Below are 15,415 nucleotides of genomic sequence, written 5' to 3' on the forward strand. Positions count from 1 at the left end.
CCGCGCCTCAGCAGGCAGGGCTCAGGGGATTTTTCCCCTCGGGCCAGCGGTAGAAGGCATCCAGCCAGGCCTCGCCTGCCTGCGGCGCCTGCCAGCGGGGGGATTTGTCCTTGTCGATGAGCAGCGCCCGCACCCCTTCCACGAAGTCCCCCCTGAGCACGCAGTTGACCGAGAGCGTCAGCTCGTCGGCAAACACCTCGGCCAGGGACTGGCGCCGTGCCTGCCAGAACTGGCGCCAGAGAATGGCGCGGCTAATGGGGCTGCCGCGAAGGCAGGTCTCCCGCCCCTGAACCAGCGCCGGTTCGTCCAGCTCGGCGCCCTCGAGGCGTGCCAGCACCCCTTGCAGGGAGCGGCCGGTCAACAGCGCATCGATGCGGGCCTGGTGGGGCAAGAGCACGGGGGTCGGCAGCGTCTGGCCAAGGGATCGCTGCAAACCGGTGAGCAGCACCTCGATCCGCTCGCAGGGGTCGCCTGCGGACCAGTCGAGGGCGGCGAGGCGCGCCGGCAGCTCGGCCCGCTCGCGGCTCCCCATGGCGTGACCCGCGAGCCCCAGGCCGATGGCGTCCGCCCCGTTGAAGCGGGCACCGGTGAGGCCGAGCCAGAGTCCGAGCCGCCCCGGCATCCGGCTCAAAAACCAGCTGGCCCCCACGTCCGGATAGAGGCCGATGGTCACCTCCGGCATGGCGAACAGACTCTTCTCCGTCACCACCCGAAAAGCGGCCCCGGCAAAGAGGCCGATGCCGCCCCCCATGCAGATGCCGTCCGCCACGCAGACAAGGGGCTTGCCGTAGCAGTGGATGTGATGATCGAGCCGGTACTCCTGCAGGAAGAAGTCGCGGGCATAGCCGAACAACTCAGAGTGGCTCGCCTCCTGCTTGCGGTAATAAAAGGAGCGGATGTCGCCACCGGCGCAGAATGCCTTCTCGCCGGCCCCCTGCAGCAGCACGCAGACGATGGCCGGATCCTGCTCCCAGCGGGTCAACGCCCCCTGCAACAACTGGATCATCTCAAGGCTCAGGGCGTTGAGGGAGGCGGGGCTGTCCAGAGTCAGCATGCCGATGTAGCGGCCATCCGCCGTGGGGTGGGTCTCGATGCGCACGGGCTCACTCATGGGCAGCCCCCGCAGACCGGGTATCTGCCCCTGCGACATGGCGGGCCGCCATCATTACCTCATTCATCCTTCACTCCCTCACTCTTTCGGTTTGGATTGGTCGTATCGCCAGCGCGGGGCCCGCTTCTCCAGGAAGGCCGCCACCCCTTCGCGCTGGTTGGCATCGTCAAACAGGGCGAGAAAGAGGCTGCGCTCGAGCGGCAGCGCCGCGTCCCTGTGAGTGCTTCGCCCCTGATTGATGAGCTGTTTGCAGGCGCGCAGGGCGCTCGGGCTCTGGCGCTCCACCAGCTGGGCCATCTGCTGCGCCGCCTCCCAGGCGTGCCCCTCGGTCACCACCTCCTCCACCAGCCCCATCTCGTAGGCCAGGGTGGCGCTCACCTTCTCGCCGCAGAGGATCATCCGCTTGGCCCAGCCCGGCCCCACCAGCTCGGTGAGGCGCTGGGTGCCGCCGGCGCAGGGCAGCAAGCCCACCGAGGCCTCCGGCAGGCCCAGCTTGGCCTGCTGCTCGGCGATGCGGATGTCGCAGGCCAGCGCGACTTCGAGCCCCCCTCCCATGGCATAACCGTTGATGGCGGCGATGCTGACCCCGTGAAAGCGGGCCAGCGCCTCGAAGGCGTGGCCAAAGGCCTCGGCCACCTCGCGGGCATGCGCCAGGCTGCCGTCGGCGAACATCTTGAGATCGGCGCCGGCGCAGAAGAATTTCTCTCCGGCACCGCGGATCACCAGGGCCACCACGTCGGGGCGACCATCCAGCTCCACCATCATCTGCAAGAAGGCTTTCAGGCTGGCGAGCGTCCAGGTGTTGGCGGGTGGGTGATCGAGGGTGATGTAGGCCACGTGGCCGTGATATTCGAGCCTGATCCTTGTCATTGCGTTGTCCTTGTCAAAAAAACTGCCCCATGATGACAGGGTTGAATGGAGCCAACCTGCACCTGGCTCACAAAGCCTGAGGACGTGCCGACTGCGTCCTCAGGGCAGGCTACTCCCGCTACTCCAGCGCCAGGCCGGGGTCGGCCAGCAGGCGGCGGGCGATGATGAGCCGCATCACTTCATTCGTCCCTTCCAGAATGCGGTGCACCCGGGTATCGCGCAGATAGCGCTCAAGCGGATACTCGCGGATATAACCATAGCCGCCAAAGAGTTGCAGGGCGTCGTCGCAGATGCGGTGCCCCACGTCGGTGGCAAAACGCTTGGCCATGGCGCACCAGGCACTCTTGTCCGGGCTGCCCTCATCGAGTTTGGCGGCCGCCTGGCGCACCAGCAGGCGGGCGGCGGCGAGCTCGGTGGCCATGTCGGCCAGGCGAAACTGCACGCTCTGGAATTCGCTGATCGGACGCCCGAATTGCTGGCGCTGCTGCACATGAGCCAGGGCATCGTTGAGAGCCTGCTGGGCAGTGCCCAGCGAACAGCTGGCGATGTTGATTCGCCCCCCATCGAGCGCCCGCATGGCGAACTTGAACCCTTCCCCCTCCTCCCCCAGCCGGAAGCGAGCAGGAATGCGCACGGCGCTGAAGTTCACCTCCCGGGTCGGCTGGCTGTTCCAGCCCATCTTCTCCTCCGCCTTGCCGTAGCTCACGCCGGGGGTCTGGGCCGGTACCATGAAGGCGGAGATCCCCTTGGCCCCCTCGCCACCGGTGCGGGCCATCACCACCAGCACGTCGGTGCAGCCGGCGCCCGAGATGAACACCTTGCTGCCATCGAGGAGGTAATCTTCGCCATCGCGCACGGCACGGGTCTTGAGGGCCGCGGCGTCGGAGCCCGCCCCCGGCTCGGTGAGGCAGTAGGATCCCAGCAGCTCGCCGCTGGCGAGCCTCGGTACCCACTCCTCGGCCACCTCGGCAGGCAGCCAGCTACCCAGCATCCAGCTCACCATGTTGTGGATAGTGAGATAGGCGGTGGTGGAGGTGCAGCCCATGGCGAGGCGCTCGAAGATGAGGCTGGCATCGAGCCGGCTCAGGCCCAGGCCGTCATACTGCTCCGGGGTATAGAGGCCGCACAGGCCCAGCGCCGCCGCCTGCTTGATGGTGGGGATGGGGAACTCGTGCTCCCTGTCCCAGCGCGCGGCGTGGGGTTTGAGCGCCAGATCGGAGAAGGCGCCGGCCGACTCGACACAGGCCCGTTGGGATTCGGTCAGGGTAAAATCCATCTTGTTCGCTTCCTTTGTATTTGTTCCGTCGATCCGTTGCTGTCAATGGGGGCACCAGGGCAAAGTGGGCAACCTGCCATCAGCGCAGCTGAATGGTCATATTGGGGCCGCTGGGAATGTCTTCGTCGAACCAGCGTTCGGTGACCGTCTTGGTCTCGGTGTAAAAACGCACCGCCTGCTTGCCGTAGGCATGCAGATCCCCGTAGAAGGAGCCACGCCAGCCGGTGAAGGAGAAGAACGGCAGCGGCACCGGGATGGGCACGTTGATCCCCACCTGGCCCACCGCCACCTCGTGGCGGAACTTGCGAGCGGCGGCGCCACAGCCGGTGAAGAGGGAGGTGCCGTTGCCATAGGGGTTGGCGTTGATGAGGGCAAGCGCCTCATCCAGGCTCCCCACCTCGAGGCAGGCCAGCACGGGCCCGAAGATCTCCTCCTGGTAGATGCGCATCTCGGGGGTCACGCCGCGAAACAGGGTCGGTCCCACCCAGTTGCCCACCGGGTAACCGGGCACGTCGCAAAAACGGCCGTCCAGCAGGCACTCGGCTCCCTCGGCAATCCCCGCCTCGATAAGCCCCTCCACCCTGACTTTCGCCTCCGGGCTGATGAGGGGGCCATAAGCCGCCTCGGGGTCGTGCCAGACGCCGGGTTTCACCTTGGCGAACTCGGCGGCGAGCTCGGGGATCCACTCCCGGGCGCTCCCCACGAACACCGCCACGCTGATGGCCATGCAGCGCTGACCGGCGGCGCCGACTCCGGCTCCCACCAAGTTGCTGAGCACCTGCGCCTTGTTGGCATCCGGCATGATCACCATGTGATTCTTGGCGCCGACAAAACACTGGCGCGCTTGAGCTGCGACGTGGCGCTGCGATAGACGTGACCGCCCACCCGGGCCGAGCCCACGAAACTGACTGCCTTGACATCGGGATGGGCCAGCAACGCATCCACCTGCTCGGCGCCGCCATGCACCACCGACAGAATGCCCTTGGGGGCCCCCGCCTCGGTAAACAGCTCGGCCAGGCGCATGGGGGTGAGAGGATCCTGCTCGGAGGGCTTGAGCACGAAGCCGTTGCCGCAGGCCACCGCCAGCGGGAACATCCAGAGCGGGATCATGGCCGGGAAGTTGAACGGCGTGATGCCGACGCAGACCCCGAGGGGCTGCACCCAGGAGTGGCCATCCACCCGGCGCGCCACGTTGCCCATGGTCTCCCCCAGGGTCTGGCTCGCGATGGCGCAGGCCTGCTCCACCACCTCGATGCCGCGCCACACATCCCCCTTGGCATCCGCCAGGTTCTTGCCGGTTTCCTGGGCCAGCAGGGTCGCCAGCTCGTCATGATGCACTTTCAACAGATGCTGGTAGTTGAACATCACCCGAGCCCGCTCGGAGGGAGGCACCTCCCGCCACTGCAGGTAGGCGTCGTGGGCGGTGCGCACCGCCAGCTCAATTTCCGCAGAGGTAGCTTTCGGCACCCGCGCCAGCAGATGCTGGTCCGCCGGGTCGGTCACCTCTATCCACTCGTCGCTTGCGGACGGACACGCCTCGCCACCGATGTAGAGCGGCAGATCCCCGTACTGGGTGCGATGCTGGCTCATGCCCCCCTCCTAGCCCGTTGGCAGGCGATGGCAGGCCACCCTGGGCCGGCCACATCCATGTTGCTGTTGCACATCCTGTTCACTCCTTGCGCTCCTCTGCCCGGGTAGCCCCTTGCGGCGGGCTGCCATCGAATTTACCTTAGACTAACAACTCATTTACGTTTACGCTAACGTAAACTTGAATCACGAATGGACTGACCAGTCATCACCCTGATGGCAGGGGAAATCGGCAGTCCACTGCACCAAGGAGAGCACGGATGCATGCCCTGATGGATGAAACCCTCCAGGCCCTGACCGAACAGGTCGAGGCTTTCTGCCAGAAAGTGATCGCACCGCGCGCCAGCGAGATCGATCAGAGCAACGCTTTCCCCCGGGATCTCTGGCCCCGCATGGGTGAGCTGGGGCTGCACGGCATCACGGTGGCGGAGGAGTATGACGGGGTGAACCTCGGCTATCTGGCCCATGTGCTGGTGATGGAGCAGGTGAGCAGCGCCAGCGCCTCGGTCGGCCTCTCCTACGGCGCCCACTCCAATCTCTGCATCAACCAGATCCACCGCCACGGCACCCCTGATCAGAAGGCGAGATATCTGCCCTCCCTCGTCAGCGGCAAACACGTGGGGGCGCTGGCCATGAGCGAGCCGGGTGCCGGCTCCGACGTGGTGAGCATGCGCCTCACTGCGGTGCGCGAGGGAGATCACTTCGTGCTGAACGGCAACAAGATGTGGATCACCAATGGGCCCGATGCCAACACCTTCGTCATCTATGCCAAGACGGATGCCGCCGCCGGGCCCAAAGGGATTTCCGCCTTTATCGTCGAGGCGGGGACTCCCGGTTTTTCCACCGCCCAGAAGCTCGACAAGCTCGGCATGCGCGGCTCCAGTACCTGCGAGCTGGTGTTCGACAACTGCCGGGTGCCACAGGAGAACCTGCTGGGTCCCCTGCACGGCGGGGTCAAGGTACTGATGAGCGGGCTCGACTACGAGCGGGTGGTGCTGGCAGCAGGCCCCCTTGGCATCATGCAGGCCTGCATGGACGTGGTGCTTCCTTATGTGCGCGAGCGCAAGCAGTTCGGTCAGGCCATCGGCGAGTTCCAGCTGGTGCAGGGCAAGCTCGCCGACATGTATACCCGTCTCGCCAGCAGCCGGGCGCTGGTCTATTCGGTGGCGAGCGCCTGCGATCAGGGCCGCACCAGCCGCAAGGATTGCGCCGCCGCCATCCTGTTTGCCGCCGAGAACGCCACCCAGATGGCCCTCGATGCCATCCAGCTGCTCGGCGGCAACGGCTACATCAACGAATACCCCACAGGCCGCCTGCTGCGGGACGCCAAACTCTACGAAATCGGCGCCGGCACCTCGGAGATCCGCCGCTGGCTCATCGGCCGCGAGCTGATGGGAGAGAGCGCATGAGCAGGATCCACTCCCGTCTCGACACCGCGAGCCCCGACTATGAGGCCAATCGGGCCGCCATGCAGGCACTGGTCGACGATCTGAATACCCGCCTGGAGGAGATAGCCCAGGGCGGGGGCGCGGCCAACAACGCCCGCCACCAGGCCCGTGGCAAGCTGCTGCCCCGGGAGCGCATCGACCAGCTGCTGGACCCGGGTTCCCCCTTTCTCGAGCTCTCGGCCCTGGCCGGCTGGCAGGTCTATGACGAACCGGTGCCCGCCGCTGGCATCCTCACCGGCATCGGCCGGGTCTCGGGGCGCCTGTGCATGCTGGTGGTGAATGACGCCACCGTGAAGGGCGGCACCTACTACCCCCTCACGGTGAAAAAGCACCTGCGCGCCCAGGCCATTGCCGAGCGGCTGCGCCTCCCCTGCCTCTATCTGGTGGATTCCGGCGGCGCCTTTTTGCCGATGCAGGACGAGGTGTTCCCCGACCGGGAGCATTTTGGCCGCATCTTCTACAACCAGGCTCGCATGTCGGCCCAGAGCATCCCCCAGCTGGCGGTGGTGATGGGGCTCTGCACCGCCGGCGGCGCCTATGTGCCCGCCATGGCGGACGAGTCCATCATGGTCAGGGAGCAGGCCACCCTCTTTCTGGCGGGCCCACCCCTGGTCAAGGCCGCCACCGGCGAGGAGATCAGCGCAGAAGCCTTGGGCGGCGCCGAGGTACACTGCGCCCACTCCGGGGTGGCGGATCACATGGCCCGGGACGATGCCCATGCCCTGGCCATCGCCCGCACCCTGGTAAGCAACCTGGGTGACAGCCAGACGGCGGCGTCACCGGCCCCATCCGCTCCCTCCTATGATGAGCCGCACTACCCCATCGAGGAGCTCTACGGCCTGGTGGGCACCAGTCTCAAGCGCCCCTATGACGCACGAGAACTGATCGCCCGGCTGGTGGATGGCTCTGTGTTTGACGAATTCAAGGCGTTGTTCGGCACTACCCTGGTGACGGGTTTTTCCCGCATTGAGGGCATGCAGGTGGGGATCCTCGCCAACAATGGCGTGCTGCACAGCGACAGCGCCCAGAAGGGAGCCCACTTCATCCAGCTTTGCAACCAGCGGGGGATCCCGCTGCTGTTTCTGCAAAACATCACCGGTTTTATGGTAGGAAGTACGGCGGAGAAAGAGGGGATCGCCAAGCACGGCGCCAAGCTGGTGACCGCCGTGGCCTGCAGCCGGGTGCCCAAGATCACCCTGATCGTCGGCGGCAGCTTCGGCGCTGGCAACTACGGCATGTGCGGGCGCGCCTATGAACCGGATTTTCTCTTCAGCTGGCCCAACAGCCGCATCTCCGTCATGGGGGGCGAGCAGGCGGCCGGGGTGCTGGTGCAGGTGCGCCGGGACAAGCTGGCCGCCGAGGGCAAGACTCTGGGCGAGTCGGAGGCGGCCGCCATTCGCGCCCCGGTGATCGCGCAATACGAGCGCCAGGGTCACCCCTATTACGCCAGTGCTCGCCTGTGGGATGACGGCGTCATCGACCCGGCCCAGAGCCGCACCGTGCTGGCCCTGGCGCTGGCGGCCTGCCAGGGGGCCGAGCCTGGCCCTGGGCAGTACGGCATCTTCCGGATGTAAGGAGTTCATATGTCAGACCCGCTCTTCAACGATCCCCTTGCCCATTTTCGCCTTGAGCGCCACGGCCCGGTGATCGAGCTGGTGCTCGCCCGCCCGGCCCGTCACAACGCCCTCGATGCCGACCTGATGCAGGGGCTGCTCGACTGTCTCGACGAGTTGGCCCACGGCCAGCCGCTGGCCGACCGCCCCCACGTGCTGCTGCTGCGCGCCGAGGGGCCGCATTTTTGCGCGGGCGCCGATCTCGAGTGGATGCGCAAGATGGCCGGGGAGGCGTTCGACCCCCGCGCCTTTGACAAGAATCGCGAGGACGCCCGGGTGCTGGCCCACCTGATGCAGGCACTGGACGAGCTGCCCTTCCCCACGGTGGCCCTGGTGCAGGGGGCCGCCTACGGCGGAGCCTTAGGCCTTGTCTGCGCCTGCGACATCGTGCTGGCCAGCGAAAATGCCCGCTTCTGCCTCTCCGAGGTGACCCTGGGACTGGTGCCTGCGGTGATCAGCCCCTACGTGGTGCGCGCCATGGGGATGCGCCAGGCCCGCCGCTACATGCTGAGCGCGGAGCCCTTCGATGCCATCACCGCCTGCCGACTCAACGTGGTGCACAGGCTCAGCCAGCCTGATCAGTTGCTGGCGGAGGGACGCGCCATGGCCCTGCGGTTATGTCGCAACGGCCCCCAGGCGATGAAGGAGACCAAGCGGCTGCTGGCCGCCCTCGAAGGGCGCCCAGGCCACCAGCACGAAGAGCAGACCGTCGAGACCATCGCCCGGGTACGGGTCGGTCTCGAGGCACAGGAGGGGATCCAGGCCTTCTTCGACAAACGCCCCCCCACCTGGCGCCCCCGTTTCAAGGACGAAGCATGACCCATCACACTCCCATCAAGCGCCTGCTGATCGCCAATCGCGGTGAAATCGCCGTGCGCATCATCAAGACAGCACGACGCCTCGGCATTCACACCATCGCCCTCTACTCCGACGCCGACGCCCGCGCCATGCACGTGCGCGAAGCCGACGAGGCCTGGCATCTGGGGCCGGCCCCCGCCCGGGAGAGCTACCTCGACACCGGCAAGGTGCTCAAGATTGCCAAAGAGGCGAATGCCGACGCCATCCACCCGGGCTACGGTTTCCTCTCCGAGAACAGCGACTTTGCCACCGCCTGCGAGCAGCGGGGCGTGCGCTTTGTCGGCCCAAGCGGCGCCGCCATCCTCGCCATGGGGGACAAGTCGGGCGCCAAGGCGCTGATGCAGGCAGCCGGCGTCCCCGTGCTGCCCGGTTATCACGGCGCGGATCAGCACCCCGGCTTTTTGCGCGATCAGGCGAGCCAGGTGGGCTTCCCGCTCCTTATCAAGGCGGCCAGCGGCGGCGGTGGCAAGGGGATGCGCCGGGTCGATCAGCTGGCCGACTTTGACGACGCCCTGGCGGCGGTCAAGCGGGAGGCGAGTGCCGCCTTTGGCGACGACCATGTGCTGCTGGAGCGCTATCTCCCCCGCGCCCGCCACGTGGAGGTGCAGGTCTTTGCCGATGCCCTTGGCAACGCCATCTATCTGGGGGACAGGGACTGCTCCTTGCAGCGCCGCCACCAGAAGGTGATCGAAGAGGCCCCCGCCCCCGACATCTCCCCTGCCCTGCGCCGCGCCATGGGCGAGGCGGCCGTGGCGGCGGCCAAGGCCATCGCCTATCGGGGGGCCGGCACCATCGAGTTTCTGCTCTGCAAGGAGGAGTTCTTCTTCATGGAGATGAACACCCGGTTGCAGGTGGAGCATCCGGTTACCGAGGCCATCACAGGTCAGGATCTGGTGGCCTGGCAGCTGGCGGTGGCCGAGGGCAAACCGCTGCCCCTCACCCAGGATGAAGTGGTGCTGCGTGGCCACGCGGTGGAGGCGCGCCTCTACGCCGAGGACGTGGCCGCCGGTTTTCTGCCAGCGAGCGGCCCCATCCACTGGCTCACCTGGCCCAAGGGGGTGCGCATCGACACCGGCGTCACCGCTGGCGATGAGGTGAGCCCCTATTACGACCCCATGATCGCCAAGCTCGTCGCCCACGCACCGAGCCGCAGCGAAGCCTTTGCCACCCTGGCCGATGCCCTGGCAGCCCTGGATCTCGGCCCTCTGGTGCACAACGGCCCGCTCCTGCAGCGCCTGTGCGAAGCGCCAGAGGTGCTGGCGATGCGCCACCACACCCAGTGGCCCATTCCCACCGACACCTTGCCCGTTCCGGCGCTCGCCTGGCCCCTCGCCACCCTCTGGCTCGCCACTTGCAAGCGCGATGCCTCCCCCTGGCAGCAGGCCGCAGGCTTTCGGCTGGGCCCCACCCGCCGCTTTTGCGCCACGGTGCGCATCGGCGAGGAGACCCGCACTCTCACCCTCGCCGAGCGAGGGGGCGCCCTGCTCTGGCAGGGCGAGCAGATCCCGTTTGAACTCGGGTCAGATCAGATCCGCCTGTGCCAGAGTGGACATTGGCAGCGCTATCCGGTGCAGCCCCTCGGCGAGGGCGCCTATTTGCTGCACCTGGCGGGCAGGCGCATCCGCTTCTCGCTCGATGATCAGCATCATCAGCTCCACCATGATCATGACACGAGCCATGTCCCGGGCATCCTGGCCCCCATGCACGGCATCGTGGTGGCGCTGCAGGTCGAGGCCGGCCAGCCGGTCAGCAAGGGGCAACCCCTGCTGGTGCTGGAGGCGATGAAGATGGAGCACGTCCTAAAGGCCGACCGGGACGGGGTGATTGAGGCCCTGCAGTGCCGCCAGGGGGAACAGGTGAGCCAGGGCGCCGTGCTGGTGCGCTTTGTCGAGGACCATACCGCGCAGGAGGAGCGCTCATGAGCCACACGCACGAGAACCGGGACGACAAGGTCAGCCTGGTGGAGATGGGGCCGCGGGACGGCCTGCAAAATGAAGCTGCGACCCTCTCCCTGGCGCAGCGGCTGGCGTTCATCGCCCGCCTAGCCGAGAGCGGGTTGCAGCGCATCGAGGTGGGGGCCTTCGTCTCCCCCAAAAAGGTGCCGCAGATGGCGGATTCCGCCGCACTCTTCAACGCCCTGCCGCGCAGGGGGCCGACCCGCTATGGTGCCCTGGTGCCCAATCTGCAGGGTCTGCAGGCCGCCATCGCCGCACGCGCCGACGAGATAGGCCTCTTCACCGCCTGCTCGGACGGCTTCACCCGGGCCAACATCGGCATCAGCGTGGAAGAGTCCCTGGTACGCTTCGCCCCCCTGGTGCAGGAGGCGCGCAGCCTCGGCATCAAGGTGCGCGGCTACCTCTCCACCGTCATCGCCTGCCCGTTCGACGGCCCGACCCGCCCGAAACGGGTCGCCGCCCTGGCCGAGCGGCTGCTGGATCTGGGCTGCCACGAGATATCCCTCGGCGACACCATCGGCGTCGGCACCCCGGGCACCGTGGCTCCCATGCTGGATGCGGTACTGCACGAGATCCCGGCGGGCCGGCTTGCGGTTCATTTTCACGACACCTATGGCCAGGGGCTGGCCAACCTGCTGCCGGCGCTGGAGCGCGGGATCCGCACCATCGACTGCTCGGTGGCCGGGCTCGGCGGCTGCCCCTATGCCCCCGGCGCCTCCGGCAATGTGGCGTCGGAAGAGGTGGTCTATCTGCTGCACGGCCTTGGCATGAGCACCGGCGTCGACCTCGACCAGCTGGCCGCCACCGGCCAGTGGGTGAGCGAGCTGCTGGGGCGCCCCAACGGCTCACGGGTCGGCCAGGCCCTGCACGGGAGGGGACTGCGCCTCGCACAAGAGCGCGAGCAGCGCACCCCGGGAGGCCATCATGCATCATGAACCCGGCCCTTGCCGCTGTGCCAGGACCCCGCCATCTCATCAGGAGGGCGCACCATGAGAGCCAGACACGCCAGTGGCAAGGAGAGGACCTACAGCATCTCGGAGCTGGCCCAGGAGTTCGACATCACCCCCCGCACCATCCGCTATTACGAGGACGAGGGGCTCATCACCCCGACCCGGGAGGGGCAGACCCGCATCTACAGCCACAAGGACAGGATCCGCCTGAAATTGACCCTGCGCGGCAAGCGCCTCGGGTTCAGCCTGGCGGAGATCCGCGAACTGTTCGACATGTACGACACCGACCGCTCCAGCCGGATGCAGCTTCACTCCATGATCCAGCTCATCGAAGCCAGACGCCACTCCCTGCGCCAGCAGCTAGAGGACATCCAGATGGTGATGGCCGAGCTCGATGCCGCCGAGCAGCGCTGCATCCACTCCCTCGGCGGCTTGAAAACCGACGGGGATTGACAGACTCTGGGGGTATCTCGCCCCCGGTATCCCGATTTTCCAGTGGATATTCGCAGTGGCAAGCCCTGACCCGGCAACCCCCTTGTTCCCCACATCGCCCATCGCGACATGCCGGACAGACTGGGCGGTTTGGGCAAGCGGCGAGGTGGGGCAAACGGGGGAAATCCGGCCTTGGTCGCACAATAATTCCCCAGCCCGGTCAGAGTGCGGCGCACCTCATGAGTCCTTCCCATGAACCGGGCACGATTAATTGCTACCATATGCGCATCAAATGGAGACCATCATGCTCAAGCCTCTGCCCGCTCGTCTGCTGCGCTATGCCCTCTATCTTCTCGCGCTCCTGCTCATCGGCATCACCATCCTGCTCTGGCAGGCGCCGACCCTCATCCAGCGCCATCTCCCCGGCTGGCTTGCCACCCATTACGGTCTGCACCTCTCCCTTGGCAAGATAGAGGTGGGGATCCGCTCCCCCTCCCTCGTGCTGGGGCCCAGCGCCCTGCTCGATGACCAGCAGCAAGCACTGGTGTCATTTGAAGAGCTGAAGCTCATTCCCGCCTTGAAAGCGAGCTGGCAGCAGCGCGCCCTGGTACTGGAAGAGGCCACCCTGACCGCCCCCAGGGCAGATCTGGTGCGCCTCGAGGATCTCAAGGGGGAGGCACGCTTCAACCTGACCGATGCACTGGCCTCCCTGCTCGCCCCTGCGCCGGAGCAAACACCGCCAGCTAGCGCCGAGCCCGTGCTGGTGACTATCGGCAAGCTGTCCGTCGAGCAGGGCCGGCTCAGCTACCGGGACAGCCGCAAGCCCAACAGTCCGGGGTGGGTGCCGCCCCTCACCCTGGACAAGCTCACCCTGCACCTGCCCGGATTTTCCAGCGCAGAGGGGGTGCTCAACCCCTATCGCCTGAGCGCCACCGTCAACGAGAAGAGCCCCCTCAAGGCCGAAGGAGAGTTCGACATGATGAGCGGTGCCGGCAAGGGCAACCTCAGCCTTGGCAAGGTGGCCATCGCCCCCTTCGCCCCCCTCTGGGCCCCCTATCTCGACGTCAAGCTGGCCAAAGGCGAGGCCAGTGCCGAAATCTCCTACCAGATTGCCGAGGGCAAGCAGGGGCTAGGCTGGCAACTCTCCAAGGGCAAGCTGACCCTCAATGACTGGCAGCTTCAGCGCCGCAAGGGCGGCGAATTTGCCCGCTTCAAGCAGCTGGCGCTGACCGGCATCACGCTCGACGGCAGCAAGCAGGCGCTGCAGATCGACCGGGTGACGCTCAAGGCCCCGGCCGTCAGTGCCATGCTCGATGCCAACCAGCAGCTGGATCTGGCGACCCTGCTGATCCTGCAGCCGCCGGTCAAAACCAGTAAAGCCGCCAAACCGGCCGCCCCGGCCAAACCCTGGCGCTGGAGCCTCAAGCAGACCCGCATCGAACAGGGCCAGCTCAAGCTGACCGAATCGAGCAGCGGCAAGCCGCTGCTGCGCGAGCTCTCTGCCCTGACGCTGGCCCTGGGTCCGTTGGGCAGTCAGAGCGGACAGAGCAGCCCGCTCACCTTGAGCGGGGCGCTCAACAACCAGGCAAAACTGGACTTTGACGGCGACCTCGCCCTGGCGCCCTTCAGCCTCAACGGCGAGATCAAGCAACAGGGTCTGCCGCTCAGCTGGGCCCAGCCCTATCTGCAAGATCTGCTGCGCATCAGTGTGCGCGACGGCCAGCTTGCCAGCCGCACCAAGCTGGCGCTGGCCACCGATGCCAAGGGGGCATTGAGCAAGCTGGAGCTGAGCGGCGGGCTCGATATCGATCGGCTCAACGTGCTGGATCGGGCCGACAACCAGCGCCTGCTGCAAATTGAGCAACTGCAACTGAGCGGCCTGCACTACGACGGCATCAGCCAGCAGGTGAAGATCGACGACATCCTGCTGCGCAAACCCTTCGCCCGCATCGAGATCAACGAGGACAGGGTCACCAACGTGCAGCAACTGCTGCTGCCGCAACCGGCCACGGCCAAGCCCGCCAGCAGCGGGCCGGCCCCCCGCGTCAGCATCGCCCAGGTACGCACCGAGCAGGGCAACCTGCGCTTTGCCGATCGCAGCCTGAGCCCGGAATTCGTGGTGGACATCGCCTCCCTCAGTGGCCAGAGTCGCCACATCAGCAACATCCCGGGCCAACGCTCCGAGCTGGCCTTCAACGGCAAGGTGGACCGCTACGCCCCGGTAACCATTCGCGGCGGCACCAACCTGCTGATCGAGCAGCCGGTGCTGGACGTGGCCGTCACCTTCAACAACCTGGAGCTCACCACCTTCACCCCCTACTCCAGCACCTACGCCGGTTACGCCATCGACAAGGGCCAGCTCTCCATGAAGCTCAACTACCAGTTGCACGGCAACCGTCTGGAGGGGGACAACGACATCACCATCAAGAAGCTGCAACTGGGGGAAAAGGTCAAGAGCGAGCAGGCCAAGGATCTGCCGCTGGGGCTGGCGGTTGCTCTGCTGAGCGATGCCAACGGCGTCATCCAGATGAACCTGAAGGTGAAGGGCAATCTGGATCAGCCTGACTTCAGCCTCGGCAACATCTTCTGGGACGTGCTAGGCAACACCCTGCGCAAGGCGGTCACCTCCCCCTTCTCGCTGCTCGCCTCCCTAGCGGGCGGCAGCGAGGATCTGGACGAGCTGCCCTTCCTGCCTGGTGAGCCGGATCTCACTCCCACTCAGCAGGAGAAGCTGACCAAGCTGGCACAGGCCCTCAAGGACAGACCCAAGCTCAGCATGAACATTCGCGGCAAGGTCAACTTCAATGAGGAGCGCCCCATCTTACAGCGCCAGAAGCTCGAGCGGGTGCTGGCCAAGATCACCGGCAACCCGGTGGATCTCGATCTGCTGGAGCAGGACCCCGCCATGCAATCGGCACTGGCAGAGGCCTATGAGGCCCGTTTCAACGAAGATCTCGGGGATCTGGCCGATCGGCTGAAGCTCGATGAAGCGAGTCCGGCCCTGCGCGCCCAGGCGGTTATCCTGCTGCGGGATCAGCAGCTCATCACCGCCAAGTCCCTGCGCAATCTGGCCATGCGCCGTGCCCAGAACACCAAGGAGTTTCTGGTAGACCGCCAGGGGATCGCGCCGGAGCGGCTGTTTGTGCTGGACAGCCAGGTCAAGGAGGCCGACAAGGAGGCCAAGGTGGTACTGACCCTGGACGATTGAGCCGGTGACATCAGCAGGATGAGGGGGATGCCATTCCCCCTCTTCTTTGGGATTGAGCCCTTCTTTCGAGGGCTGTTGCCAAGCACATGCCCGCGTTCCTTCTTTCC

The 15,415-nt window shown here is 66.3% G+C and carries 10 protein-coding genes and 1 pseudogene; 7 read left to right on the top strand and 4 right to left on the bottom strand.

Features of this window, described 5'->3' with window-relative positions; genetic code table 11:
• Positions 1–7: 7 nt before the first annotated feature.
• From I6L36_RS02740 to I6L36_RS02755, 4 genes and pseudogenes are all read right to left on the bottom strand, one after another.
• Positions 8–1,111, bottom strand: coding sequence for an enoyl-CoA hydratase/isomerase family protein (locus I6L36_RS02740; RefSeq protein WP_109112916.1), 1,104 nt, complete (start codon positions 1,109–1,111; stop codon positions 8–10).
• Between the two features lie 78 nt (positions 1,112–1,189).
• Positions 1,190–1,981, bottom strand: a complete 792-nt coding sequence (locus I6L36_RS02745; protein WP_010674596.1) for an enoyl-CoA hydratase — start codon at positions 1,979–1,981, stop codon at positions 1,190–1,192.
• A 118-nt stretch (positions 1,982–2,099) separates the two neighbouring features.
• Complete coding sequence (locus tag I6L36_RS02750; RefSeq protein WP_109112912.1) at positions 2,100–3,257, bottom strand: acyl-CoA dehydrogenase family protein; 1,158 nt, start codon at positions 3,255–3,257, stop codon at positions 2,100–2,102.
• 79 nt (positions 3,258–3,336) lie between these two features.
• A pseudogene (locus tag I6L36_RS02755) lies at positions 3,337–4,847 on the bottom strand (CoA-acylating methylmalonate-semialdehyde dehydrogenase).
• 257 nt (positions 4,848–5,104) lie between these two features.
• On the opposite strand from I6L36_RS02755, the gene I6L36_RS02760 reads away from it, so the two are divergent.
• From I6L36_RS02760 to I6L36_RS02790, 7 genes are all read left to right on the top strand, one after another.
• Positions 5,105–6,253 (top strand): isovaleryl-CoA dehydrogenase, encoded by a 1,149-nt coding sequence (locus I6L36_RS02760; RefSeq protein ID WP_109112914.1) that lies wholly within the window; start codon positions 5,105–5,107, stop codon positions 6,251–6,253.
• Positions 6,250–7,866 (top strand): carboxyl transferase domain-containing protein, encoded by a 1,617-nt coding sequence (locus I6L36_RS02765; protein ID WP_111896674.1) that lies wholly within the window; start codon positions 6,250–6,252, stop codon positions 7,864–7,866. The genes I6L36_RS02760 and I6L36_RS02765 overlap by 4 nt, the downstream gene beginning before the upstream one ends.
• A 9-nt stretch (positions 7,867–7,875) precedes the next feature.
• Entirely contained in the window at positions 7,876–8,724 is an 849-nt protein-coding gene (locus tag I6L36_RS02770) for an enoyl-CoA hydratase-related protein (RefSeq protein ID WP_042878770.1), read from the top strand.
• Positions 8,721–10,685 carry a biotin carboxylase N-terminal domain-containing protein gene (locus I6L36_RS02775; protein ID WP_111896675.1) on the top strand — a complete coding sequence of 655 codons (1,965 nt, stop codon included), beginning with the start codon at positions 8,721–8,723 and terminating at the stop codon, positions 10,683–10,685. Before I6L36_RS02770 ends, I6L36_RS02775 begins: the two co-directional genes overlap by 4 nt.
• A complete protein-coding gene (locus tag I6L36_RS02780) occupies positions 10,682–11,653 on the top strand; it encodes a hydroxymethylglutaryl-CoA lyase (protein ID WP_109112106.1) in 972 nt (323 codons plus the stop codon). The genes I6L36_RS02775 and I6L36_RS02780 overlap by 4 nt, the downstream gene beginning before the upstream one ends.
• 54 nt (positions 11,654–11,707) lie before the next feature.
• Complete coding sequence (locus I6L36_RS02785) at positions 11,708–12,121, top strand: MerR family DNA-binding transcriptional regulator (RefSeq protein WP_010674587.1); 414 nt, start codon at positions 11,708–11,710, stop codon at positions 12,119–12,121.
• Between the two features lie 283 nt (positions 12,122–12,404).
• The gene (locus I6L36_RS02790) at positions 12,405–15,308 is read left to right on the top strand and encodes a DUF748 domain-containing protein (protein ID WP_109112114.1); all 2,904 of its coding nucleotides are present in this window, start codon (positions 12,405–12,407) and stop codon (positions 15,306–15,308) included.
• The last annotated feature ends 107 nt before the right edge of the window (positions 15,309–15,415 follow it).

Source organism: Aeromonas sp. FDAARGOS 1406 (assembly GCF_019048565.1).
Taxonomy (GTDB): domain Bacteria; phylum Pseudomonadota; class Gammaproteobacteria; order Enterobacterales; family Aeromonadaceae; genus Aeromonas; species Aeromonas caviae.